The sequence below is a fragment of the Ensifer sp. SL37 genome (assembly GCF_026672675.1).
In the GTDB taxonomy this organism is placed as follows: domain Bacteria; phylum Pseudomonadota; class Alphaproteobacteria; order Rhizobiales; family Rhizobiaceae; genus Ensifer; species Ensifer adhaerens.
In genome coordinates this window covers 1377804-1401890 of the sequence record NZ_JAPPRN010000007.1, presented here as the reverse complement: position 1 = coordinate 1401890, position 24087 = coordinate 1377804, and the positions used below count along the sequence as shown (strand labels likewise).

The 24087-nt window shown below is 58.1% G+C and carries 25 protein-coding genes, 2 pseudogenes and 1 other annotated feature; of the genes and pseudogenes, 8 read left to right on the top strand and 19 right to left on the bottom strand.

What is annotated here, in order from left to right:
* Positions 1-18: 18 nt before the first annotated feature.
* Positions 19-585 (top strand): hypothetical protein, encoded by a 567-nt coding sequence (locus OVA00_RS38880; protein WP_268091040.1) that lies wholly within the window; start codon positions 19-21, stop codon positions 583-585.
* Here OVA00_RS38880 and OVA00_RS38875 read toward each other — a convergent pair.
* The 4 genes from OVA00_RS38875 to OVA00_RS38860 all read right to left on the bottom strand — a co-directional run bounded on the left by OVA00_RS38875 (position 556) and on the right by OVA00_RS38860 (position 5221).
* Entirely contained in the window at positions 556-1629 is a 1074-nt protein-coding gene (locus OVA00_RS38875) for a helix-turn-helix domain-containing protein (RefSeq protein ID WP_268091039.1), read from the bottom strand. The two genes, OVA00_RS38880 and OVA00_RS38875, sit on opposite strands and share 30 nt — an antisense overlap.
* Before the next feature lie 1133 nt (positions 1630-2762).
* Positions 2763-4541, bottom strand: a complete 1779-nt coding sequence (locus OVA00_RS38870; protein WP_113189009.1) for an SLC13 family permease — start codon at positions 4539-4541, stop codon at positions 2763-2765.
* Positions 4542-4705: 164 nt separating this feature from the next.
* Positions 4706-4828: a hypothetical protein gene (locus tag OVA00_RS38865; protein WP_029742645.1), complete on the bottom strand. Its 123-nt coding sequence runs from the start codon at positions 4826-4828 to the stop codon at positions 4706-4708.
* A gap of 51 nt (positions 4829-4879) precedes the next feature.
* A complete protein-coding gene (locus OVA00_RS38860; protein ID WP_029742644.1) occupies positions 4880-5221 on the bottom strand; it encodes a hypothetical protein in 342 nt (113 codons plus the stop codon).
* Between the two features lie 881 nt (positions 5222-6102).
* Between OVA00_RS38860 and OVA00_RS38855 the strand changes: the two genes are divergently transcribed.
* On the top strand, positions 6103-6363 hold the full coding sequence (locus OVA00_RS38855) for a hypothetical protein (RefSeq protein WP_060610108.1): 261 nt from the start codon (positions 6103-6105) through the stop codon (positions 6361-6363).
* 235 nt (positions 6364-6598) lie between these two features.
* Here the strand turns inward: OVA00_RS38855 and OVA00_RS38850 are convergent, their stop codons facing one another.
* Entirely contained in the window at positions 6599-7333 is a 735-nt protein-coding gene (locus tag OVA00_RS38850) for an NYN domain-containing protein (protein ID WP_029742642.1), read from the bottom strand.
* A 921-nt stretch (positions 7334-8254) separates the two neighbouring features.
* Here OVA00_RS38850 and OVA00_RS38845 point away from each other — a divergent pair.
* Positions 8255-9361: an AI-2E family transporter gene (locus OVA00_RS38845; RefSeq protein WP_268091038.1), complete on the top strand. Its 1107-nt coding sequence runs from the start codon at positions 8255-8257 to the stop codon at positions 9359-9361.
* Between the two features lie 176 nt (positions 9362-9537).
* Here OVA00_RS38845 and OVA00_RS38840 read toward each other — a convergent pair whose 3' ends face one another.
* From OVA00_RS38840 to OVA00_RS38820, 4 genes and pseudogenes are all read right to left on the bottom strand, one after another.
* Positions 9538-9840, bottom strand: coding sequence for a hypothetical protein (locus OVA00_RS38840; RefSeq protein WP_268091037.1), 303 nt, complete (start codon positions 9838-9840; stop codon positions 9538-9540).
* 268 nt (positions 9841-10108) lie between these two features.
* Positions 10109-10401 (bottom strand): annotated as a pseudogene (locus tag OVA00_RS38835) (DUF892 family protein); the annotation flags it as partial.
* Between the two features lie 263 nt (positions 10402-10664).
* Positions 10665-10979, bottom strand: coding sequence for a hypothetical protein (locus tag OVA00_RS38825; RefSeq protein WP_029742638.1), 315 nt, complete (start codon positions 10977-10979; stop codon positions 10665-10667).
* Positions 10980-11775: 796 nt separating this feature from the next.
* Entirely contained in the window at positions 11776-12069 is a 294-nt protein-coding gene (locus OVA00_RS38820; protein WP_162728758.1) for a hypothetical protein, read from the bottom strand.
* Positions 12070-12472: 403 nt separating this feature from the next.
* On the opposite strand from OVA00_RS38820, the gene OVA00_RS38815 reads away from it, so the two are divergent.
* Both OVA00_RS38815 and OVA00_RS38810 read left to right on the top strand, forming a co-directional pair.
* Positions 12473-13069, top strand: coding sequence for a cysteine hydrolase family protein (locus tag OVA00_RS38815; protein ID WP_112975838.1), 597 nt, complete (start codon positions 12473-12475; stop codon positions 13067-13069).
* Positions 13070-13144: 75 nt separating this feature from the next.
* Positions 13145-13762 carry a flavodoxin family protein gene (locus OVA00_RS38810; protein WP_112975839.1) on the top strand — a complete coding sequence of 206 codons (618 nt, stop codon included), beginning with the start codon at positions 13145-13147 and terminating at the stop codon, positions 13760-13762.
* A 188-nt stretch (positions 13763-13950) separates the two neighbouring features.
* On the opposite strand, the gene OVA00_RS38805 is transcribed toward OVA00_RS38810, so the two are convergent.
* From OVA00_RS38805 to OVA00_RS38795, 3 genes are all read right to left on the bottom strand, one after another.
* Positions 13951-14478, bottom strand: a complete 528-nt coding sequence (locus OVA00_RS38805) for a DUF4142 domain-containing protein (protein ID WP_192445774.1) — start codon at positions 14476-14478, stop codon at positions 13951-13953.
* 135 nt (positions 14479-14613) lie between these two features.
* A complete protein-coding gene (locus OVA00_RS38800) occupies positions 14614-15003 on the bottom strand; it encodes a hypothetical protein (protein ID WP_029742772.1) in 390 nt (129 codons plus the stop codon).
* 392 nt (positions 15004-15395) lie between these two features.
* The gene (locus OVA00_RS38795) at positions 15396-15590 is read right to left on the bottom strand and encodes a hypothetical protein (protein ID WP_029742771.1); all 195 of its coding nucleotides are present in this window, start codon (positions 15588-15590) and stop codon (positions 15396-15398) included.
* Between the two features lie 382 nt (positions 15591-15972).
* Here OVA00_RS38795 and OVA00_RS38790 point away from each other — a divergent pair.
* Positions 15973-16161, top strand: a pseudogene (locus OVA00_RS38790) (hypothetical protein); the annotation flags it as partial.
* A gap of 190 nt (positions 16162-16351) precedes the next feature.
* Here OVA00_RS38790 and OVA00_RS39890 read toward each other — a convergent pair.
* From OVA00_RS39890 to OVA00_RS38765, 6 genes are all read right to left on the bottom strand, one after another.
* Positions 16352-16591, bottom strand: a complete 240-nt coding sequence (locus tag OVA00_RS39890) for a DUF6766 family protein (RefSeq protein WP_326494182.1) — start codon at positions 16589-16591, stop codon at positions 16352-16354.
* 228 nt (positions 16592-16819) lie between these two features.
* Positions 16820-17074 carry a hypothetical protein gene (locus OVA00_RS38785; RefSeq protein ID WP_034800476.1) on the bottom strand — a complete coding sequence of 85 codons (255 nt, stop codon included), beginning with the start codon at positions 17072-17074 and terminating at the stop codon, positions 16820-16822.
* Between the two features lie 783 nt (positions 17075-17857).
* Positions 17858-18235 carry a hypothetical protein gene (locus OVA00_RS39885; RefSeq protein WP_326494166.1) on the bottom strand — a complete coding sequence of 126 codons (378 nt, stop codon included), beginning with the start codon at positions 18233-18235 and terminating at the stop codon, positions 17858-17860.
* Positions 18236-18260: 25 nt separating this feature from the next.
* Entirely contained in the window at positions 18261-18485 is a 225-nt protein-coding gene (locus tag OVA00_RS38775) for a hypothetical protein (protein WP_029742766.1), read from the bottom strand.
* Positions 18486-18511: 26 nt separating this feature from the next.
* Positions 18512-18694 carry a hypothetical protein gene (locus OVA00_RS38770; protein WP_029742765.1) on the bottom strand — a complete coding sequence of 61 codons (183 nt, stop codon included), beginning with the start codon at positions 18692-18694 and terminating at the stop codon, positions 18512-18514.
* A gap of 1801 nt (positions 18695-20495) precedes the next feature.
* Entirely contained in the window at positions 20496-20699 is a 204-nt protein-coding gene (locus OVA00_RS38765) for a CsbD family protein (RefSeq protein ID WP_029742764.1), read from the bottom strand.
* Between the two features lie 523 nt (positions 20700-21222).
* Here OVA00_RS38765 and OVA00_RS38760 point away from each other — a divergent pair.
* Positions 21223-21525, top strand: a complete 303-nt coding sequence (locus tag OVA00_RS38760) for a DUF982 domain-containing protein (RefSeq protein WP_162741325.1) — start codon at positions 21223-21225, stop codon at positions 21523-21525.
* 232 nt (positions 21526-21757) lie between these two features.
* A complete protein-coding gene (locus OVA00_RS38755) occupies positions 21758-22726 on the top strand; it encodes an adenylate/guanylate cyclase domain-containing protein (RefSeq protein WP_268091034.1) in 969 nt (322 codons plus the stop codon).
* On the opposite strand, the gene OVA00_RS38750 is transcribed toward OVA00_RS38755, so the two are convergent.
* Positions 22690-23918, bottom strand: a protein-coding gene (locus OVA00_RS38750; RefSeq protein WP_268088781.1) for an IS3 family transposase whose coding sequence is annotated in 2 segments (ribosomal slippage) — positions 22690-23624 and positions 23624-23918 — 1230 coding nt in all. Because the reading frame shifts where the segments join, the coding sequence is not laid out codon by codon here. The genes OVA00_RS38755 and OVA00_RS38750 overlap by 37 nt on opposite strands.
* Positions 23521-23637, bottom strand: a sequence feature (AL1L pseudoknot). It overlaps the preceding gene by 117 nt.
* Positions 23919-24087: the final 169 nt, after the last annotated feature.

Sequence of the window (24087 nt, the reverse complement as noted above, 5' to 3'; positions counted from 1 at the left end):
ATTGCGGATCAGATCGATATGAAGCTGATCCGTCGCATGAAAATCGCTATTGGGATAGGCCTTCGTGAGAAATCCGACGTCCTTCCCGTTCAGATCAGCAACGATATTCTCGCACCCTTTCGACCCGGCGAACGCTTCTCCCGCAACCGCCACGAGGCCGGAAAAAAGGAAGATGAGGGCTGTCAGCAGCCGAATTTGATTGCGCCGAAACCCCTGCGTCTTTTCAGCCTTCGGCACAGCCTCCACCGGCGTGCCGATGCACTTTCGCTCGCGGCTGCCGTCAGACGGCATCGTATCGTGGGTGATGCCGCTTGCCACACGAACGGCTCGGTTGCAGGAGCGTGCGGACGTGGCCGATCGATAGCTTGGCATGACGGATTTCTCTCAACAAAAACCGCGCCATGGCAGGCGCGCTTCGTGTTAGCTCGGAGAAAGTGCCGTCTTCAATTGTCGGAGGCGGGCAGACGTGGAAATGCGCACCACGTGCCAATGACCCTGCGTTTACTGCCAGATCGGCTGTCTCGCCACCACGCCCAACGCTTGTCGCAGAGGTCCCTATCGCCCGATCAGGCCGATCCATTGTGACCAGTCGGTCGCCGACAATCCGGGTGAGGATTTCAGCAGGGCCGGATGGTGCGCCGAAAGATGGCGTAGCTCCCGCGGCGACAGGCCGAATTCGCGGCGAAATGCGCGGCTGAAATTTGCCGCGTTGGTAAAGCCATGGGCTAAGGCGAGGTCCGCAATCGCGACATGTCTATAATCCGGCGATCGAAGGTTTACGAAGGCGCGCCGCAGGCGCTGCTGCGCCAGGAAAACCGAAAATCCCCCAACCTGTTCCAGAAGGCGGTAGACCGTTCGGCGCGACAGCCCGAATGCGGCCATGACACGCTCTACGGTCAGATCGGGTTCGAGCAACTGGTCAGTTATGTAGCGCCTGACCGCGATCGACAGCGCATGGCCGACGCTTGCTGCATTGCCTTCGCTCGTCTGGCTGTTGATCGCGGCGCCGGCAAGATCAAGCAGCGGAGACAGGACCGCTTCCGCGTCGCCGACGGAGATATGATCCAGCTGCTTGTGAAGGCTGCCGAGCGTGTCCCTCAGGAGCGAAACCAGCGGCATTCTCGCCGGCAGGACCAATTCATGACTGTCGTTCGGGCGCTTCAGACGGGGAGCTAGCATCTGGCGAGGGATGACGAGGCTGAGATGCTCGTGATCGATCGTGGATGTGGCGAGGGGCTGAGCCATATCGATCACATAGAGGTCGCCAGGGCGTGCGACACTGCCGGAGGTTCGACGGCTTCCACTCTCACCACTGAGATAGAACTGTACGAGATACCCATCCATGCCGTCCCGGGCGATTTTGTAACGGGATCGATCGAAATCCTGGCTTGTTGATCGGGTGCGTGCAACGCCGACGCCTCCGATCAGGGCCGCATCGACACTGGCAAAAAATGGGACTTCGGTCGGCGCCCGAAGCCGCGTATCGAACAGTACGCCGATCGACTCACACCACATCAGATGGGCGTCTTTCTGCCGCATGGTGGTGGTGTCGAATCGAGACCGTGGCAATCCCAAGTGCTCGGCATGGGCGACCTCAGAGCTTGCAGTCGTTTCAAATGACGGGTTCATAGACTTCATTCATTGCGGCGCGGGCTTGCGTGCAAGGATCTGCACGTTCCGACTGATTTCTAATGAAATCGCAAGTTATTGAAAACTTCCGGCAAAGCAACCGCAGGCGGTGGCATCGCGGCTTGAACTTCGAGAGGGTTGGGTCGGCGATCGCGTGACCAAGGGGTCGGGAGCCACTGACGCGTCCGCACCAGCACATGTGCTTTCAACGCACGTTGGGATGGTAGCAAACTGTGATCATCCGTGAAGAACAGTCTGTTTTGATGTGAACAAGCTCGTAACCGCAACTGAGATGCGGAGGCGAGAGCGTCGAGTCGCACGCCCGGGATGCCATATCAATGATCATCGCCAGGTCTGGAGCCTGCGGGTCCCCACGAAGAACCGATCGCCCTATGGCCTTGGGGAGGCGCGGCCGTTCGTTTCGTCGCAAGGCGGAATTCCAGTCGATACATTGTGCGATCTCTCTGGAATCGCGGCACAAACAGGGATTGCCTGATGCCGAAAGAAGGGCCTCCGCGAAGTGCGCCGCGGCTGCTTCCAACGCCTCCGAAGGCCGTCTCTGAAACGATCAGTTGCACCGCCACGCTACCACAGGCGTCGCGACCTCGCCGCTTTCGTTAAGATCTACAGCCTCGCCAAGAGAGTCCGCCGGCCGATTGTGCGATGTCCTGAAGGTGGGCCAGCGAGCTTGTCGCGTCCACGCCGTTCTTCCCTTTATAGAACGCAATATTACGCCTTTCTCTGCCGGAAGGCGGTTCCTTCGAAGGGAACCTGGGCATGTCCATCATCGCTGCTCTGTTCATCGCCGAGCTTCTGACTCCGTCAAGCTCGGCATCCTCGGCGCTTCCGTCATCTCCGCAGCCCTGGGTCTCCTGGCGCTGATCTGGCTGACGTCTCCTGGCAGATGGTAGTAGCTTGCTCCGTCGGCGCCGCTCGGCGTTTTCTGTCTGGATCGGCGATTGCTGCCCCCCAACTCGCGATAGACGCGGCCGGGCATAGTAGCAGCCCGTCTACGCGATTTTCGAACAGAGCGGACTAGAATTCCGCGTCTGACGTGCTGGCCTCCCGTGCCACCGACAGACCTTGGGTGCCACCACGGTGAACCTGAAAGTGGAATTGAAACGACGCTTGCGCTAAAGCGGTGGCCAAAACCATAGGATCAGAGGCACGCCCAGCACGACCACAATGAACGAGAGCGGCAGCCCCAACTTCCAATAATCGCTGAAACGATAACCGCCGGGTCCCAACACCAAGGTGTTGCACTGGTGTCCAACAGGCGTAAGAAAATCACAAGCCGCCCCCACTGCGACTGCCATCAAAAAGGCGTCCGGATTGTAGCCAAGGCGCTGAGCAAGCGTAACAGCGATCGGCGCGACGACGAGAACGGTGGCTGCATTGTTCAGGAACGGTGTTGCGGCCATTGCGACCACCATGATCATTGCAAGGGCCCCATAGGGAGGCAACGTGGTAGCAAGTTGAGCGAGGCCGCCGGCGATTAGGTCGGCACCACCGGTTGCACGGATCGACTCGCTGACCGGAATGAGAGCGCCCAGCATTATCAGTATGGGCCAATCGACAGCCTCGTAAGCTTCCCGAAGCGAAAGTGAACCGAGCATTACCGTCAGCACAGCAGCCGTAAAGAAGGCCGTGGCGACGGGCAGCAGGCCGAATGCCGTTAGCACCATGGCGCCAGCCAGGACCACCACCGGCATCAGGCCTTTTCGGGGGTTCCCCAAGCGGATTTCGCGCCCGACCAACGGAAGAAGACCGAGTTCCATCAACCTGGTCGGGAGAAGCACGAGATCGCCCTTCAAAACGAGAACGTCGCCTGGTCTTAAAGCGATGTCGCGCAATCGATCAGTGAATCGTTCGCTGCTTCGGCTTACCGCGAGTAGATTGATATTGAAGCGATCATGCAGTGCCAAACGCTTGGCGGTTTGCCCGATCAAGACTGATTTCGGGCCGATCACTGCTTCAATTCCGGCAATCTCCTCATCGGCTCCCTTCGCTTCCGTCGGGCGGTCGTGCCCCTCAAGTTCCAAACGCGCACGACTGATGCCCCGTTCGAGCGCCTGAGGGTCTCCTTCCAACAAAACGATATCGCCTTGATGGAGAATGACCTCCGGCAGGGGCATCAGCGGTTCGACCCGATTGCGAATGAGGCCAGTGACCAGAACCTCCTCGTCCAACAAGATGGACAGGTGACGGATCGACTTGCCGATGACGGACGAAGTCGCAGTGATGCGGGCCTCTGTCATGTAGTCGTTAATGTTCAGCGCCTTCTCCATTGTCGCGGCCGCCTTGCGCTCCTTTGGAAGCAGCCGGTAACCAAACGCCAGAAAGATCACGCCCGCTGCGGCAAGCCCTACGCCGACGGGGGTGAAATCGAACATGTTGAAAGGGCGGCCCGTCAGTTCCTCGCGCATCCGGGAGACGACGATATTTGGCGATGTTCCGACGAGAGTCGTGAGACCGCCAAGCAAGGAACCGAACGCCATAGGCATGAGAAAAGACGACGGGGAGGCTTTCGAACGGCGCGCCATCTGGAATGCGACTGGGATCATCATCGCCAAAGCGCCGATGTTCTTGATGAAGATGGAGAGAACCGAGACAGTCGTCACGAGAATGACAACCTGACCCTGGACAGAGGTCACGCTTGGCGCCGCCCGATGGAGGAGCGCCTCTATGACGCCACTTCGCTCAATCGCGGCGCTGACGACCAGCGCGCTGGCTACAATGATGACAATGTCATCGCCGAAGCCGGAAAACGCTGCCTTGTGGGGCACTATCCCGGTGAAAACTGCGGCAAGCAACGCGAGAACCGCAATGAGGTCATAGCGGAGCCGTCCCCAAATGAATGCGGCCATCAGGCCGATCAGAATGGCGAAGGCGAAAGCCTGAGCCTGTGTCATGGATAAAGTCCCGACCAACTCTTCCCAACGCCGGGTCCATTTTACTCGCCTGAAAGATCTAATGTCTGGATTGCTTACCAGCTTTTTTCAAAGGCGCGGCACCCCGCACGTCCATCCAGGACGTTTTCCAGCCTCGTAGCCCGGATGCATGCATGATCAGGCGACTACAGGATGCTTCCGAAGAGGACCGAATAGACAATCACTGCAATCGCCAGCGTAAACGCAAGCGATACTAACAAGCGCGTGAAGTCGTACGTAGAGAAGCGGGCGGGGATGAGGTTTTTCATAACGATCTCCTATCTTTCGTCGAGATGCCCAACGAGCCGCGTTACCGCGCTTCACGATAGTGCGCGACTGCAACTCGTGCTGACCTTGCTGACGACGTCAGCTGGAACTTGGATGTTGGCCATAATGCTCGCTACGAGTTCGTCACGCTTCGCACGATTGGCGTAGCCCTGAAGCGTTGCGAGATCTGTGCTGGTGGCAGTAGCCATTCGTCCAGCGGTGTCTGAACAGATGCCGGCAAAGGCGTCCACTCTGGCCGTTTCTGCCGCCAGATTGCTGGCAGTCGTAGTGGTGAGCCATCCCGCATTGAAGCCGATGATTGGGCTGAAGAAAAGCCCGACCACCAAACCAATGGCGTAGGGTTTTGCATGTTCAAGGATTTGTCCGAAGGTCATGGATTAATTCCCTTTAATCAGGTGATTATCGGGATCGTTGCGGGCCCGCGCTCCGACCAGGAGCCAATGGCAATCCAGATTTACTACAGTGCGCTTTAAAATGTTTAATGTAAACAACCAATTGAAATGTTCATTCAAAAGTACGTTTAAAATAATTATCGTGCATAATTTTGGGCCTAAAACCACCGCATCTCGATTTATCAGTGCTCGTATATTTATAGAGTCTAAACGTATTTTTCGATAAAACAGATTCGCAATTAATAGACAAAGTAAAGCCGTATTCAAGGCATACAGAAGTTTGATTGTTTTTGGCGACAGATTGGCTTTTTGCTTTACCAAACTTATCGATCTCGATTTCGCATATTCACCTGCGGCCCCGTCGTTATGAGCTTCGTGCGAGTACGCTGAAGCGATGGGAGCTGTTTGCGCAGTGATTGGCGCCAAACGGCCGATCCCGGCTGAATCTCGCTCACGTATGCCGCAGAAAAGGAGGGCAGCGTGTTGCCCGGACGAAACATCGAACAGTCCATTTCGACCCACCATTTTGGATGCTAGACCTCGGCGAGATAGTGGCACCTGGCGAATAGCCGCAATCTTCCCGTCACCCTAACCGCATTGGCAACGTTAAAGTGTCACCATCGATCCCGACCGGTCTGTCAGTGCGCCATGGAGATCGCGCAAATATTTCACCCCGTGCGGCGGAAACGATCACATCGCTAAATCCGCTTCAGGTACATCTCGCCTCGGTATCGCATCCGCAATGATGAACTCGGCCACGAGCAAGAGAGCAACGAAAGACAATCCGCAGCCGATGAACAGGGCATGACGCCCGATAGCAGAGCAGTGTCGCCGTACATCGGCTGCCGCAAGGATGGCTGCAGATGAAAAGCAAACACGAAGAACACGCGTTCGTCATCAGCGAATGGGAATCCGAAGGGGGGGCGCCGAACAGGTCTGAACAGCTCGGTCAGTATGGTCGCCGTTTCGACGGAGACGGAACCTATTCGATCTATCACCTCTTCACGGGAAAGACCGCAGAAATAGGCACCTGGAAGATGGAAGGGCTCAGCCCTAAAAATGCAGCGCGAGCGCTGCGTATTCTCAATACCCCCAAGCTGGCCGGCAGTCGCCTCCGCCCCTGAAGAAACATTCGCAGCGTGCGTTGATAGAACGCGCTGCGGCCCGGCGCCTGCCCAGCCTTCCATCGGCCGAAGCCCTACTACGTTCGGAGATCGCTACTCCATGCTCAGAGCCCGCTGCGGACCGCTGCCGCCGGTTGCACTCCCAGGCGTTGCCGGAGCTCTGAACACGGCGACGTCACCGGCTGACTGTCTGTTGCGAGTCTTAGGTTGGAGGGGCTTATGCCTGCAATCGTTACTATGCCTTGGTGCCTTGCTTCAGGCGAATGCTGACGGGCCGGCCCTCCGCATGCTGAACCTCGAACTTGTTGGTCTTTCGGATGAGGTCGCTAAGCTTTCGAAACCCGAAGGTACGCGGATCAAAGTCTGGTGCCAAGTTGAGCAGTTGTTTGCCAACAGTACCGAGGTTTACCCACCCTTCCTCGGTTTCTTCTTGGGAAAGTACTTTTTTTATCAATGGCACGGCGGCGCTCGCCGGTTGCAAGGACTTTGCCGCTGATGCGGTATCCTGTTCGTCTTTCCCTGCGTCTGCGAGCAGGTTCTCAGTGTAAATGAATCGGCGGCAGGCCTGCCGGAAGCTCTCCGGAGTCTTTTGTTCGCCAAAGCCAAAAACGTCGATGCCCTGCTCGCGAATACGGGCGGCCAAACGCGTGAAATCGCTATCGGACGAAACGAGGCAGAAACCATCAAAACGACCACTATGCAGCAGGTCCATGGCGTCGATCACAAGCGTGATATCTGATGCGTTCTTGCCGGTCGTGTAGGCGAACTGCTGCTGAGGAATGATCGCGTGTTTCGCGAGCACATCCGCCCAGGCCTTGGAACGCGTGCCCGAGAAATCGCCGTAAATGCGGCGGACACTCGCCTCCCCGATCTTTGCCACCTCTTCGAACAACCCGTCGGCGATCTTTGCCGAGGTATTGTCCGCGTCGATAAGGACTGCCAGGCGTGGTGATCGAGGCTCAGACGGCATGCTTTGCTCCTCTTGTCCAATCATCAAAGCTTAGCAGCCGCTTCGCTATCGCACTATCCGGCTTTCCAGCCAGCACTCTTTTTCACCCGCATCAACGCCATCAGCATCGGGCCGAGGGAGAATTCTCCCGCCGCGCCTTGCCGATCAGATCCCTGAGATAGCCGGCTGGCGAAACTTATATTCCCCGCGCCAAGGGCGATCACGCTCTCATTTATGGAGGCGTAGTCCGGCAATTGGAGATTGCTGGTCCTTTAGAGACGCGAAAGGTCATCGAAGATGATTGTGCGGCTCCACAGAGGGCCTATGGCGGCAAGCCGCTAAGAGAAGACGGGAGACGTCATGGGCGATGGTCAACGGCGTCTGGCGTCGCGCCAAATAACAGCTCTGAACAATGGCGAGCGGGTTTACCGTCGCCCACCGCTGGGGCCGGAACGAACGCGCATTTGGCGCGTTACATCCTACGTTGGAGTACGGCAGGAAATAGCATCGTCAATCATCCTGATCGACGATAACCAGGTACTCCCAAGAGGCCCCGATGGATATCACCACACTACTCATCATCGTTCTCGTTGTTCTCTTGCTGGGGGGCGGCTGGTACGGTCGCGGTCGCTGGTATTGAGCCGTTCGTCACGGGCGGGCACTCCCCTATCCTGGACTGATCGAATTTCTCGAAGCGATCCCTTTGAGGCCCATCGTGACCGGATCGCAGCCTTATGGGTCAGTGAGTTCCTCCTATTGCGGTCACGCGCATCCCTAGCTCCGAGAGTGTTTCAGCAACGCTCGTCGGAGCTACTCGTTCTGAACCTCTGACCGCTGCCAGGTTTCAGCGTTTCCGCAGTGTCCGTCCAATGCGACTTGCCATGCGAGGCGTCGCCCCGCTTTCTGGCAAAACGCGATCGGTCCAGAGGAGGCGGATCGGTAATGTTAGATCTTCGCAGCTGGATAGGCTCTTTACTCGCTCTCGGTGCGCTTACACTTCTATTTGTCGGCTGCGCGCTGGTCCTTTGGCCCTTCCTGTCGGCCTTGCTATGGGCTGCGGTTATCTGTTTTTCGACGTGGCCTCTCTACCGCCAATGCGAACGTGCCGTCGGAGGATACCGTGCCGCTGCCGCGGCGATAATGACGATGGTGGTGGTCTTTGCTTTGGCAGCACCGCTTGCATTCCTTGTGACCGCGCTCGTGGACGACATACAGAACCTGGCAGAAGCGATTACGCAGGTCCTGGAGGAAGGGCCTTCGGCGCCACCCAACTGGGTCAACGGTCTACCCATCATCGGCGAAGGCGTCGCGGCCTACTGGGAGAACCTCGCTCACGATGCTCCAGCGTTCATAGCTGAGCTCAAGAAATTAACAGGCCCAATCACGGATATCGCGCTTTCAGGCGGAGCGGCCCTCGGCGGCGTCCTGATTGAACTTGCCCTCAGCATATTCATCACCTTCTTTCTGTTTCTGCATGGTCGTCGCATGATCGGCTTCATGCGCCAGATCAGCGAGCGCGTTGCTGGCCCGCGGTCCAAGAGGCTGCTGACGGTCATCGGTGCGACCGTAAAGGGGGTCGTCTACGGGATGATCGGAACCGCGCTTGCGCAGGGCTTGCTTGCCGGTACCGGCTTCTGGATCGCCGGTGTGCCCCAGCCCGTATTGTTGGGTTGCCTAACTTTTGCGCTGTCATTCGTGCCGGGTGGTCCACCGTTTCTTTGGGTGCCGGTGGGGCTTTGGCTTCTGCTCCAAGGTTCCATGGGCTGGGCGATATTCGTCGGCTTGTGGGGTTTTCTTCTTGTCAGCAGCATCGACAATTTCCTGCGGCCGTACCTGCTCAACCAAAACACCAATCTGCCGGTGTTGCTCAGTTTGTTTGGACTGGTTGGCGGGGTGCTCGCCTTCGGGTTGATTGGGCTCTTTCTTGGACCCACATTGTTGGCGGTCGCGTACAATCTGTTTCTCGAGTGGGTGGCAGCCGAGATCGAGGGACGGGTCCAAGCAGCCTCCGGCTTGCCCGTGGATTTGGAAACCAACTCGAAGAACTGAGCAACGTTGTAAATCTGGCCTTGCTGAAGTTCCTGTCTGGCTGGGCGCTTCTCACCGGCGGCCCGGCGATAGCAATGGCCTGGCAGTGACCTCATGCTTTGCCTGTCGAGGAGATAGCGGCTACCGGCACCAAAGTGAGCAATGCAGAAGAAAACGGCAATTGGTGCCCCATCCGATCAATGGACTGTCTCCGGCGCTGCAGCGAGATCAGGCTGTACGCCGCCACCTTCGTTTTCCCAGCGGTCGACATCTTCACACGGGAAAGGTGGCGAGAGCATTTCGATCTGGCTCATCAGAATGGTGACGAGCGCTGCTTCGGAGCAAGTGCCGCGTTGAAAAGCCGAGATCAGCAATCGAGCTGCGGCTCGTCTTTTCGCGCGGTGCCACGCACTCCCGACATCGAATATCCCGACGGTGTCGAGCACCCGTTTGAGCATATCGAGGGGAACGGGGAGATGGGAGGCTACGTTGGAAGACATCTTGTCCTCCTTTGGTTGGAGGCATATCCGCAGACCGAACTTGAGGCCTGCTTAAGAGTTTGCCTGCCATCACTGTGATCCCGCTGCAAAGATATGGGAAGCACTTTCGTGATCGCAGTCTGATATCATGAGTTGGAGACGACAGACTGGACCCCCGGCTTTAGCCGGGAAGCTTTGCCAGAGTCCCGGTCCCGACGCCAAGCTTGAGCCCGGAGCCTTTGCCGGGCTCGATAAAAGGATCAAGCCGGGCTGGTGTTTGCGTCAGGCCGCTTTCGGCGGTCTGATTGACGACCTTGGTGGCGGTCGCGGTCAGGGCGATCTCCGTCGCCTGCTCTTCGTCAAGCGTCGTCATAAGCAGCTTGGCGTCTTTCATGCCCAGCTGCAGCGCCCAGGTCCTCAGCGAGCCGTTCGTAGTGTTCGACAGCCTGTGCGGCTGCAAGCAGTCCGGCGTCGAGCGCGGGCGAGCCTTGATACACTTCCATGATCGAGCCGCCTTCCCATGATTGCGCCACATCTTTTTTCAGGCTTTTTGCCGATGATCCTGAACACTTCGTCAAGCCGCTAGACATCCTCCTTCAGCAGGGGCTACGGGCTAACGATGTCAGGCTTGTTCGCAGTTCCGTAGTGGTCGTGAAGCCCCCACCACTTGTATGGATCTCCCTGCGTACGGCCGGACGGCACGTCCTGCCAGGTTTCCTGTCGGCCAAGTGGCGTGAGGTCCAGGAGCGTAAAGATCGGACCGATCGCTTTACGCGATCCCAGTCCATCATGTTTTCTCCTTGAACGTTACGTCCCACACCGGCACCCGCCGCCTGTGTCGTGGATCAATGATGGACGCTTTCCGCGTTGCGCTTACGGGTTGCAGCCGCCTTTTTTGCGGAGGCCGATCGCTCTGCTTTAGGTCTCGAAGCAGCGGCTTGTCCGCCTTTTCTTCCACCCTTTTCAGACGAGGCGTTGCTCTCCGGGTGCCCACGGCCCGAACCGGACTTGTTGCCGCCGCCGCTTTCCTTATTCACCGTGGCCCAGGCTCGACGCTCGGCCTCCTTTTTCGGAACGCCACGGTCTTCATAGCCCTCCTCAATATGCTCGGCCTTGCGCTTTTGCTTGTCGGTGTATGCAGACTTGTCACCTCGAGGCATGGTTTCGCTCCTTCTCGCTACCTCGCGTTCAAACTCTCGATAACAGGCAAGGTTCCGCTCCGTGGTCTAGCGGCCGATCTACATGACGGTCAAAAAGATGAAGATGCCGGCCACGATCAAGCTCAGGCCAATCCGGTTTCTGACCGGCCCGACAAAGCGAAGGCCTGACCTTTGGGCTCTAGTGTTGGTCTTGAGCGGGCGGATCGGTGAAAGTCACTGAGAGGCCGGGTTCGCAGTGCTTCCCAGAGGAGCGACAGCACTCCGAGGAAACCACAAGCAGCAGCAACAAGGACGAGCATAGACATCGCAGATTCCTCGCGCAGAGCGATGGTATGTGGTGCGTTACCCGTCGATTGTGTTCGGCAAGACCAGCGCCTCCACCCTGGTCAATCCAGCAGGTCCAAACAAGTTCCGTGGATGCGCACCTGCTCGAATGCATCTGGCTCAACGCAGAGCAAAGTAGTCTGGCCTCCGATGGAGTGCCGGTTTTGGCGGCGCGCCGTCCGCGTGATCGGGCGCTCGTGGAACTTCAGCCTGGCAGCCGCCGTTTTATCCAATCATCAAAGGTGAAGCAAACTGATACACGACCAAGGCGATACCGAAACGGTCTCGACCTCATCGAGAACATCGGGTTCTGCATGCTCACCAACGAGGCTCGGTCCATATCTCAAGGCGCGCCCTTGTCTGCCCACGTGGATCGCGGCCCCGCCGCGTGTTCTTCGCACCTTCGGTGTCGCTCACGACGACGGAGAAAATCCGGCCCTTGAGATGCCGCGGGTAAGCCCAGCCGTCCATCTCAGGGCCAATGACAAAGTGCTGGCGAGGTGGAGAAGCAAGCCGTGCGGGGGTGAATGCTTCGACCGTACTCAGAGGCTATCCGGTCGAGCGACAGGAATTCGACGTCAACATCGCCTCTTTCTTCAATCGACGCCTTAGCCAACTCCAGCATGCGATAGAACTTGGATTCTCCCCCGGACAGGTGTGCTCGCTTCGCGCGGATGCGTTGACCAACAGAATTCCAGATGGCCGACGTATTGTCGTCATGACGTACTTTCGCCTCATCGATCGCTTTTCGCGGCAATCCAGTCAACACAGAGTTCGTAGGCTGGATCTCTATAGCCGGGTCCCGCACTGCGGGTGTAGGGGCTCATTCTGGACTCATATAGGCATCCCATGCGGCGTTGGCGATGTCACTAAGCTGGGCCTTCAGGTGTTCAAACGCTGGGGGCCTCTCATTGTGTGAGATATCGTCGCGTGAATTCTCGTTTGTTGAGCCCAGGACTGGTCATGCCCGTTCGTGAGGTGAGATCGGGTCGAAATCGGTGTGTCTGCTTGTGAGGCTATTGATGCTCTCCTGTCTCAGGAGAGAACGCGGAGCCTGCAAGAAGGTTCTGTGTGCCTGTGGTGATTGGCCTGTGGCAGAAAACTCCGGGCATCCGGGAACCAGTCACGCCGTTCGCGGGTTCGGTTGATCTTGAAGGAGGCACCGGGGCATGAAAGCAGTCGGCAAGTGGCGACATATCTGCGTCGATGCCCAACGCATGTTTTTGGAGCAGACGCCCTGGCACGTGCCGTGGATGAAAAACGTACTACCGCAACTTTTCGAAATATCGGAACGCCATGCGAGCAACACAATCTTCACCCGATTTATGCCACCCCAGAATCCACGCGACGCGGCGGGAAGTTGGAGGGATTACTATCAAAAATGGTGGATGATGACCGGCGAGCACCTGCCTAAAGAAATGCTCGAGCTGCCGCCCTCGTTTCAAAACCTTGTGCCGCCAGCCCGCGTCTTCGACAAAACGACCTATTCGCCCTGGGTTGATGGCCGGTTGTTTTCGCACCTTCGACAAGAAGGCGTGGAAACCCTCGTCGTTACCGGCGGCGAGACGGATATCTGCGTCCTGGCGACCATCCTCGGCGCGATCGATCTCGGGTTTGGCGTCACCGTGCTTTGCGATGCGGTTTATAGCGGCGCCGACGAAACGCACGATGCCGCCATGGATCTGCTCAGCGATCGGTATTCAGTCCAGCTCGAACTCGTGAAGACCGAAGAATTCTTAGCGGCGACGCCTCGCCGTGAAGCGTAACGCAGTCCGGAGCGTCAACGACATCTGGTCGTTTGAACAACCCGGTTACCCGTCCCGAGTGAGAAGGATCCGTCGATGCCCCTGAAAGCGCTTGCCTTAAACTGCACCTTAAAATCCTCCGCAGCCACCGAGGCGTCGTCCACCGATAAAATCCTAAGTCTTATTGCGGCGGAATTCGAGAAGCATCGCGTCGACACTGAGACGGTCCGCCTGGCCGATCACAACGTAAAACCAGGCGTGACTTCCGATGAAGGTGAGGGGGATGATTGGCCCGATATACGCAAGAAGATCCTCGATGCCAACATCCTGCTCATCGGCACGCCCATCTGGCTCGGGCAGCCATCGAGTGTCTGCAAGCGTGCCCTGGAGAGGATGGACGCATTCCTTGATGAAACCGACGAAAAAGGGCGCATTGTTTCTTACGGCAAGATTGCCGTCGTTGCTGTCGTCGGCAACGAAGACGGCGCCCATCACGTTTCCGCTGAAGTTTTTCAGGCACTCAACGACGTCGGCTTCACCATTCCGGCAAATGCGGTCGCTTACTGGGTTGGCGAAGCGATGGGCTCTACCAACTTCGTCGATCTGAGAAAGACCCCTGAGCCGGTAAAAACGATGATTGCAATGCTTGCCCGCAATGCATCCCATGTTGCCACCCTGCTGAAGAACTCTGCATATCCGGGTGACGAGAACTAAGGCCCTCCAACAAGCGCCAAAGTAAGCCCCATCGGTACCGGGTTTAAAACCTGGATGATGCTGCGGCTCAATCGATCAAAGCGCAATTTTGCGCCCCGCCAGTTAGACCCGGACGCTCGCACCGCGATCCTCGTCACATCGAGCTTCATCTCGGATAGTCGCGGCCGTGCCCTCGAACCGCCATTGCGCTATTTGATAAGGTTCTTCGCAATTTCTAGATGGTGCTCCAGGGCCGGAAGCGTTTTTGCAGCCCAAGCCTTCAACTCAGCGTTTTCTCCGCCTTCGCTGTAGCGCTTGAACAGGTCCACCGCATCTTCATGCGCTTCCTGCTGATCGGAACGGTACTGTTTCCCAAAGTCTTCGCCCTTGAGATCGTTCAGCTTGGCGAGCATGTCCTTTTGAGCGGTCGTCATGGTCTTCGGCAGGGTCGCCTTGACCTTGCCACTGGAGACGAGGCCACTGAGGTCAGCAGTCGTCTTTTCGTGGTCTTGGACCATTTTCTGAGCGAAGGCCTTCGTTGCGGCATCGCCCTTTTCCAAAGCAAGCCTGCTGGACTGAACTTCGAACAGATCGCTTGTCGCCGCTTCCTGGACGAAATCCTGTGTTTTAGGTGCAGCACCGATCAGCGAGTTTATGCCGGACTTTTCCATTGCGGACTGGGCGAGGGCCGAACCGGCCAGAGTGAGCACGAGTGAAGCAAGAACGAGCTGTTTCATGATAGGTCTCCTGTCGGCAGGTCCAACTGCCAAGTGGAAAGAGTTAAGCCGTATGCGGGATCCGGGGTGCAGCCGAGCGCCCGCTGGCAACGCGCTGGCGATCGAGCAAAGAAGACGTGCGCGCGGGCCGCGTGTCTAGCTTTCGTTCTTCGTGGGATCGGAGCGTCCGGTCGGAATAGAGCTGGTGGTCGCGGCAACCGGGTCGCTTGCGGGAAACGAACTCTCGAGACCTTCGTCGAGCTGTTCTTCCAGAGTGCCGGTATCCTTTGCGCTGCGCGCGCTTCTCAAAGACTCCACCGCCGGCGATCCCGTTTCATCGCCACCGACGATTTCGCGGTCATCCCCCTCTTCGAACGCGGCTACTTGCACCATCATAGCTTTGGCCTTGGTCACGGCCGCATCGACGCCAAGGTCTCCGCCAGTGCTTTGTAGGCGAACGGAAATCACATCTCCGCCTTCTGCAACCCATTCGACGGTCATCACGCCTCCGGGATCTGTGAGCACCTGTTGTGCGATGATGTTCATGGTTCCTGTCTCCTGTCTCGTTGGTACACGCCAACGCAAAACACGGTTCGGCGACCGGTGGTTCCGAAGATTGTCAACGCTTTCATGCAAAAAGGACCGCCCGCCGGGATGGCGGACGGTCATCATGCTAAACTAGGATGAGCCAGCCCGTCCGGTATGCTAAACCAGGATGAGCCAGCCCGTCCGGTTAGCGAGTGGACAAATCGGCACTCGCGACCTCGCCTGGAACCGGGCAGACAGTCCGCATTTCGTCCTCAGTCTCCAGACGGACTTCCGCGTCATCTGATCCCGGGAAGGGCTCGAGGCACTGTGACCTGCCGACTTCCCGAAACCTCTGGGTTCGGTCGACGTCATCGAGTCGTGCACGTCCTTGGCCGCCTTTCCATGGAACCTCAGCTCTTGCGGTCGGTGCCGCGACCGCCGCCCGTGGTGCCAGCGCCACTCTTAGCCCCGCCCGAACCGGCACTCTTGCCAGCCCCGGTTTCGCGACCGCCGGACTGTCGCTGCTTGTCGTCGTTCTTATGGCTTTGTTCGCCAGCCTTGCGATGCTGTTCGCTGCTGCCGCCCTGGCTGCGTTGATTTGCCATTGTCGTTCTCCTCGGTTGGTCCCGCCCTAGAGTCGGCGGGGACCAACAGAAGCGTGGGGGATCGATATGGTTCCCCGCCGAGCAAAAAATCGCCCCGCGACGTTGGGTGTCGAACCCGCATACGTGCAGCGCGCCTGCCTGTGCGGATGCATCCCGATGGGAACTTCAACGCGCATCGCCTGTTCGGCCTTTCGAAAAGGAGGCAGACATGTCGATTACCAAACCGAACGATGGCGCGCCGGGCAGCGCTGACCAGTCACCGCGATGGGAAGGGCCGGAGAAAACGAGGCCGAATGATCCCGAAAAGGATCGGGATGCGGCCGGCGAAAACAATCGGGAACCCGCGAGAAATCGCCCTTCTGACGCGACCAAGACCAGGGCCGACGCGAAGGGCCAGTTTGCGGAGCCCCAAGGCAACCGCAAGAGCACGGGAGTATCGAGCGCCAAGCCGACCGTGATCACCGGGTCTGAGGATATGTCGGGTCACCGCGGTCCGCCAGGAGATAGGGAACCTCCGAAAGACTGGGACGTGGGGTTCGATCAGGCCGCACCGGACCGGTCGAAAGAATAGTTCGCTCGGCGAGTGGGCGCGGTTGGAGCGGTCGTGGGAACGACCGTCGCACCCGCGAGATTTTCCAAGACGAATATCCCCGGCGCTCAATCAACGAAGCTCAAGAACATGCGTCAACTGCCGCAACAACCACGAGAATGTTCCTAACGCGTTGGTTGAGTTGGGAAATCAGAACCCGCTCCCGCGCCTCTCAGCGAGCAGCGTCGATGTCCTCTCCGGCCACGCTATAGGGGCCTGCCCTCCGGTCGCGGGCCAGTTGAGGTGCGCGGGCTTGCCGCTGTCGAATACGCCCTGGTAGCCATCTCCAAGGTGTCCTTATGCCCCATTGCGGGGGGCAGAAAGAGGAACCACGGACCCTAGGGAAGATCGAGAGAGTAACGAGAACGGCGGTCGATAGAAATGCACTTTGCCAGTTCTGAAGGACGCGAATCGGAACTGAGAGCTGGCGAGGTGATCGGTCACTGAAACAGAGGATCCCCGTGGCTCGAGACTTCCGCGTTCTCCGCCTGACTGCTTTGTGTTGGGCTATCGCCTTTCAGGTGGCGCGAGAGGAATTGATTCCGACCGTAACATCATCCCTCAAGCGGTGATGGCATTCGGTGTGAGCTTCGCTGAGGCGATCAGACGTATCACGTTTGTGAATGCAATTTGCGTCTGACTACCAGCTCTCCTCGTGCAGCCGGTCAAGCACGACGACGACCTCAGCCTGTAAATCCAGGCAAAGCTGCTGAAAATCATGGATTCGCTCCTCCCGTCGGGGCGTCTCGCGCTGAAGAGCATCGAGTGTATTTGCCGCCAACGCATATTTTTCGAAGAGGTCGTACAAACCATGATCTTTGACTGAACGCAATCGTTCGCGATGAGCGGGCAGAGCCATTGCCAAGCGCGCCCGTCCGAGGTGAACTAAACCCATGTAGCCTCCAGATTACTCATGTGCCGGGCCACGAACACGGGATATTTCACCCAGCCCACGACGAGACGAGAACTCCGATTGTCGCGTATCCCGCTTTGTGAACCAGAGAGCGCACTCCAGGAGGCAAGCCTCGTCGGTATGGCCGACACGGAACTCGTCAATCAGGAATCTTGCCAGTTGATTGCCTCGCTTGGAAAGTTTGGGAAATCCCGCTAAGAAGCAGGTCCTCTCAAATACTCGATGCAGCATTTCTACGTCTTTAGGGCCGAGAGCGCAGTTGAGATCATCCGAATGAAAGTACATTTGGGACCTCCCATGAAGGGCGGCAGAGCGTTCGTGGTATTCGCGTCCACAAAACGTCGGCAGGGCTTGCCTGGTTCCACCGGGGAAATACCCATTTCGGGCTATTCGGGCACGTGATGAAGGGGATTCTGCAGGAGGTCGACGGCGGGCAGTTGAAGACATACGAAATTATGGCGTCAGGGCTAAGGGCGACAAGCCAACTTCCAAGGCGATCAAGACCCAGAGGCGTGCAGCCTAAACCGTTCCCATATGGCGCGCTCCCAATGGTAGCTCAAGAAGCGAAACTTTCCATGTCGGCGGAGCATGCACTTCCATTGGGGTGAATTGTCGCCCCGCCCTTCATCAGTAGCTTTTGAAGCGTGCTCCATCCGCTCAGACGAGCCGCTTGCACCAGCGTGCATTGGCCTCTGCCGATCCCGGCAGAGGCTTTTATTCTACCCGTAGCCTCGGCACTGTGTCTGCCCGCGGGAGTTTGCGAAACTAGTGACGGGTGATTTCGGACGCAAGCTCTAGGAACCGGCCAATCGACCAAAGGTAGGCGACGATCTCCCACCTCAGGGCGTCGCGATCGCCGTACTTCTCTACTATTCGGTCAAGCTTTTCCTTAGTTGCGGTCTGCTCCTCAATTTCGCTAATCACGTAGCTGTCATGCCCCACGGCGCAGATGTCGCAGCCTGCCTCGATGACGTCGTCGACGAAGGCCGGGATTTCACCGGGGTCCATCTGACGTCGATTTTTTTCAGTAGAGCCGCTCCTCCATTGAGGCCGTGAAGCCATACTGCGACCCACTTCGCTATCAGGCGCAAAACTGTCTCCGCCCTTATCGGGGATACTGGGATAACGCTTGCGCTTGGCCATGCTCATGGAAATAGTAGCTCATCGGTTAGCGTGAGTAGGGCGACGACTCTACCTTGTCGGCGTAGATCTGTTGGAGTTCGGCAATCTGCTCTTTACGGGCCGGGTATTCCCGCAGAAGCTCGCGTTGAGGAGACGAACGCGTAAGCCTCGAAGAGATCGAGTAGGCAGCGCTCTCTGGCTTGGCGTCGCTGAGGGCGATATCGTGGCAGAGCATTTCAAGGCGGGTTCGCCCTAAGTGCATCAGTCTCATGGCTGCTTTCCTGTTTCAGTCGAGAACTACTTCGAGGATGCCAAAGGTGTCGGAAGGACGATGGCGACGGATTGTTGAGGTTCGTGCGATAACGCGCTGTTCACGACGAGGTATCCGCCGATGACGAGCATCGCCAAGAGCATCACGCCGATAAGAAACCCTGTCGAGAATTTTTTCGGTGGCCCGCCGTAGCGGTATTGTTCGTACATAGTCCATTCCTCCGGTCGGCAACGACACCAGAGCGAACCGAAGGGACGGGCAGGCTGCCCTGGTGTCGTTGTCGGCCTATGCCGAATAGTTCGCCATAGGCTGAGGTTTAGAAATAGCGTATCGGGGTCAGTTCTCCACGGGATTAGGACCATTGCGCCGGGGTTATGGGACTGAAGTCCCATGGTGGAACCGTTGGCGCTTTCCTACGTTCTAACGTGTTGCTCGACCGCCGCTTGGTGATCGAAAGCGCCTCTAGGCCCCACCTTCAACCTCAACTCCGCAGATGGGGCCTATCGAGCGCGGTTTGCCTGCGGACCGTTCAACAGAAGCGTCAGATGTTTTACCTCACGGCCCCAGCGATGGGGCTGTCTTTTTTAATGGACGCACGCAGGAAGCGACTAAAAAGGAAAAGGCCCCTTCCGTCGACAGAGCCAACAGGCTGTGTTGGAACGGGGTCCACTCCCACGGCGCCGCGCCGATCCTGCTCAATGCATTCGCCGCTAAATCGGGCGCCTTCGTCCACCCACGACGATAATCCTCATCGGCGACCGCGGGCCCCGTCGTGGTAATGGCCGCGGCGACTAGGGATCATAAAAGAAATGGCCCCGTCGGGACGAGGCCAGAGGCAATTATCGAGAGAGAGTACTTCACTTCCGGGCGGATTGTGAAGGTGTCACCCTGATCGGGGGCTCAGGGTCTCACGAAGCCAGAAACGTCGAGACTTCGTATCGGTTCCATTACACCGTAAGAAATGACCAGGCGGCGCGCTGGCGCGTGCGGCTCATCCGTCGGGCACCTAGTGGGCCAAAGCCATCGCAGGTCCGGGAATCCCCTGTCGATCAATTCATAAAGAAGTGGCCCCGTCGGGCGCGACGAGGCGAGGGGCTACTTCGGGGGACACTTGGCATCAAGACAAGCGAAAAAACGCACGGGGCTGAACAGGTTCCTGTCGGCAGGGAGCGAACACAAAAAAATGGCCCCGAAAGGCGATAACGGGGCCAAGCGAGCGTGTACCTGGCGGGTTCCGCACGCCTTCGCGTCGCAGCCCGGTCGATGATCCGGCGTCGGGATCATCGGCAAATCACAAACGGCCATCGATCCGAAAAGTTCCCTATTCGTCCGCACCGCGTCGGGGTGCTCGAGCCACATGGCACTCTCGAACAGTGCACCCTCGTCGAGTACATCCACGATCGAACTGGATACACGACTGTTTTTGTCACGCACGACCAGGGGAAGGCGCTTGAGCTAGCCGACCGTATTGTGGTGCTGAACAACGGCTCAAACGAGCAGACGGGCACGCCGGACGAGATCTCCGGTCACCCGTCTCAGTTCGTTTACGGGTTCATTGGCCAGTCGAACTGCCTAAGCGTCAGTGTTTCCGGCCGCGAGATCTGGCTTGAGGGCCGATCTACGGGGCTACCGACAACTGAGCACGATGGTCAGGCGGCCCTCTACTTTCGGCCCACGATATACAACTCGTCATGGGATCCGAACACGGTCTTGTGGGTCTATCACCGGAAGCCGGCGCGTGGCAGGCACTCGGCATCTTGAGGTGAGGTTGGAGAAATTCGCTTCAGTTGTGCAGCTCGAACTGCCGCCCGATCGAGCACCCTTTCCCCCCGAGAGTCGTATCGCCTTCAAGACAAAATGGATGCTCTTTCGCGGCGAACAGCGCGCGAGTTTATCTGAAGCAAGTTTTCCCGACCGGTTTGGAGGGCAGTTTAGCGGCCCGACGCGCCGTAGCCGTCGGGCCGCTTGGGGCACACCAGATGCTCCGCCTGGGGCGGGGCGCTCTGAAGATTACCAGGTTTGCCGGCCGAACCAGTCATCCACGTCTTGTCGTGCCCGATCTTTTTCGAGGCCATACCGTTCCTGTATCTTGCCTTCGAGCTGATCGCGTTTGCCAGCGATTTGGTCCAAGTCGTCGTCGGTCAGTTTCCCCCACTGTTCCTTGATCTGTCCCTTGAATTGCTTCCAGTTACCTTCAACACGGTCCCAATCCATGTCATTTCCTCCTGTGAATTGTGGATAGCAGCTAAACGCCTTGGCTACGCATTTGTTCAAATGTGCCTGCTGCGATGGTTCCGGGGACAACGGTGCGACGACTCCACAGGCGGCCGATCCCGCCACGGGAAGAGTTTGCCCGTCGACGATCCCGCGCCCGTAGCTTTATGGCCTCAGCGGAGAGCAAAGCAGTGCTAAAGATACTCGGCGCCAACTGGACGCCGGCGAAATCCCGACATTCGTCACTCGGGGGATAGAAGCAGTCTGCGAGATCAGCGGTGGGCCACCTACAACGTCCTGACGCGTTGAAAGACGCCGCGTGAAAGTGCGGGGGGGGGGGGGGGCTGTCGCTTCGCGACCCCATCAACAGTTTCCGAACAAGGAGCCTTGCGGGGGGCACCTCGATAACGGGAAGAAGGCAGACCGGCTAAAAAAGGGGGCGGATCCGTGCCCAACCTCGTTGCTCGAACTGGGAACACATTCCTGTTTTTCCGGTTTGAAGGTGTTCGAGAAGGAGAACGCCATGGCAGAGGATCGGTGGGAACGCGAGGAACGCTACGGACGCGATCTAGAGAAAGCAAAACAACCGGCACCCTGGAACGAAAGCGTTGTGATAAGCCTGCCCAATGCGGATCACGAGGTGTTGGTTGGATCAGCCAGTGAAGCGGTAGCGGTTTTGCGAAACAATTGGTCCGGATCCAGATCCGGTCCAGCATATCAGGCTGCTTTGACCACCTGTCTCGAAGCCATGAATGGTCACTTGCCTGGTTACATGGCCCGATTGGCCTTTGAGGAAGCTGCCCGTGAAGCAGGAGTCCTGCGCTGAGGCTTGTAGGACGTCAACTTTGAAGCCTTTCACCCTCTGGCCGATGCCTTGGTGCGAGGGGAAGCGGAGTGGAACTACCCTGTTAGAACCCTTGCGGCACTCCACCTCGAGTTTCGGTCGAGCAAAATTCGGCCTTTGGGTGATGCGCCCGCGGATGAGATCAAACGTTTACGGAAGGAACAAAGCCGCGTGCTCATCGGTTGATGATCGACTGCACATCGAAACGCACGCGTTGGATCGGATCGTTCACATGGAGGCGCCACCACTTGAAAGAAAGCTTGCAGCGATCCTGGCTGCCGATATCGAAGGTTACTCGCGGTTGATGAATGCCGACGAAGAGCAGACCCTGGCGACCTTGACATCGCATCGTACTATCATCGACGGCCTTATTGAAAGTGCTCATGGAGAGATCTTCGGGACCGCGGGGGACAGCGTGTTGGCGGAATTCCCATCGATTGTGCATGCCTTCAACTGTGCGATCGCCATCCAGCAGGCCATGTGGCGTGCCAACCGGCCGCTTGCCGACAAACACAAGATGTACTTCCGCATCGGGATCAACGTCGGCGATGTTCTGGTGAAAGACGGCGATATCTTCGGGGATGGGGTCAACATCGCCGCTCGGCTTGAAGGCTTGGCCGATGCCGGCGGCATCTGTGTAACGCGAGGAGTACGAGATCATCTGCGCGATCGCGTCGACACCACCTTTGAGGATTTGGGTGAGCACCAGGTCAAGAACATTTCGCGCCCGCTCCGGGTGTTCCGTGTTCTGTTTGACCCGCAGTCCGAACCAAGCCCCAGTGCAGAGCTAACGTCCGTCCAACACCCGGAGCGATCCTCTTCGGTCGATCAGACCTTGCCGGAAGACCAAGACAAAGATGAAGCGCGCCGGGTTGAGGTGGCTTTTTGGGAGGCGGTACAGGAGAGCGATGACCCGGCCGAATATCTCCTATATCTGAAGCGATACCCTGCGGGCGAGTTCGCCGAACTCGCAGCCGCGCGCGTTGCTCAAGGTGGGTCTGGGGTGGGCGAGCCAGGTATCGAGGTTTCATTCTGGGAAACGGTGCGGGACACCGGTAACGCCGAGATGATTGAAGCGTATTTATCAAAGTATCCAACGGGTCAGTTTGAACCGCGCCGGGTTTGCCGGAGGCCGTTTGGTTTAAGTTATGCAGCCATGGCTGGTTCGTCCAGCATGGCGTAATACTGCTCCTCGGCTTCGGCTGGCGGAATGTTGCCGATGGGCTCCAGAAGCCGTCGATGGTTGAACCAGTCGACCCATTCTAGGGTGGCGAATTCAACCGCTTCGAAGGTGCGCCATGGTCCGCGCCGATGAATGACCTCGGCCTTGTAGAGACCGTTGATCGTTTCGGCGAGCGCATTGTCGTAGCTGTCGCCGACGCTTCCGACGGAAGGCTCGATTCCCGCCTCGGCCAGTCGCTCCGAATACTTGATCGACACGTATTGGACACCGCGATCGCTGTGATGGACGAGGCCGCCGCCATGAACGGGACGCCGCTCATGAAGCGCCTGCTCCAGGGCATCGAGGACAAACCTGGCATGCGCCGTCCGGCTCACCCGCCAGCCGACAATGCGGCGGGCGAAGGCGTCGATGACGAACGCCACGTAGACGAAACCCTGCCAGGTGGCGACATAGGTGAAATCCGACACCCAGAGCCTGTTCGGCGCAGGAGCCTTGAACTGGCGGTTCACCCGATCAAGCGGGCTGGGAGCCGTCTTGTCCGGGATCGTCGTGCGGATCGGCTTGCCCCGGATGATACCCTGAAGTCCCATCGATCGCATGAGCCGGGCGACGGTGCAGCGGGCTATATCGAAGCCTTCCCGCTTCAATTGCCGCCAGACCTTGCGCACGCCGTAGACGCGGAAGTTCGCCTCGAACACACGGCGTATCTCGATCTTCAATGCAATGTCGCTGCGGGCGCGGACCGACAACCGGTCCACGTCCAGGCGTTTGGCAACGTTCTCGTAGTAGGTTGATGGGGCAATCGGCAGCAGTCTGCAGATCGGCTCGACCCCGAATACCGACCGGTGTTCGTCGATGAAGGAGATCATCGCTTCAATGGGCGGTCGAGCTCCGCCATCGCGAAATAAGCGGACGCTTTGCGCAGTATCTCATTGGCCTGCCGAAGCTCGCGGTTCTCCCGCTCCAGAGCCTTCATCTTCTCGGCCACTTCGCTGGGGAGTCCGGGCCGGGAACCATCGTCCACTTCCGCCTTCTTCACCCATTCATTGAGCGTCTGCGCCGTGCAGCCGATCTTGGCGGCGATCGAGGAAACCGCTGCCCATCGCGAGGAATATTCGCCTTGGTGATCCAAAACCATCCGCACTGCTCGGGCGCGGACTTCCGGTGAAAATTTGTTGGTTGTCTTGCTCATATCGGCTCCACTTTCTCAGAAGTTGGAGCCTCCGACAAACCCGGCGCGGTTCAGTTCGTCGAACTCGCCAAGATCTTGTTGGCAGACATTCACGCCAAATAAAACACGCAACGATCCTCGTCACGACCAAATGGCTTGAAAAGGAGATGAGAGCGCCGACAGCGTCCGG